The sequence below is a fragment of the Priestia sp. P5_B4 genome (genome assembly GCF_056400385.1).
Genome location: NZ_JBFULJ010001552.1, coordinates 1 through 508, shown reverse-complemented (window position 1 = coordinate 508; position 508 = coordinate 1). Strand labels below are relative to the sequence as shown.

Here is a 508-nt window from a genome sequence, read left to right as displayed (position 1 = left end):
ATATTGTTGTACCAATTATTGGAGGAGGGATTGGTGAAGGTATTTTACCACTTTCACTTGCTTATTCTCAAATTTTAGGTAGTTCAGCAGAATCTTTTGTGTCGCAAATGATTCCAGCTGCTGTTATCGGAAACATCGTTGCTATCGTATGTGCTGGCTTAATGAAGCGTCTAGGAGAGAAAAAGCCAGAATTAACAGGTAATGGAGTTCTTGTGAAGACAAAAGGCGGAGATGGCATCTCAGAAGATACAAATATCAAGAAACCAGTAGATTTTTCGTTAATGGGCGCAGGTCTTTTAATTGCATGTAGTTTCTTTATTTTCGGGGGCTTAGCACATAAGTTTTTAGGAATTCCAGGTCCAGTTTTAATGATCGTAGCGGCAACGCTAGTCAAATGTTTACAAGTAATGCCTGCTAAGATGGAGCAAGGTGCTTACCATATGTACAAATTCATTTCTACGAGCTTAACATGGCCGTTAATGGTGGGGCTAGGGATTTTGTATATTCC

The 508-nt window shown here is 39.6% G+C and carries 1 protein-coding gene; it reads left to right on the top strand.

All coding sequences use genetic code 11. From position 1 onward, the window contains the following. Positions 1–508: 2-hydroxycarboxylate transporter family protein (locus tag AC1DRF_RS32115; protein WP_477742845.1), on the top strand; the 508-nt coding region annotated here is incomplete at both ends.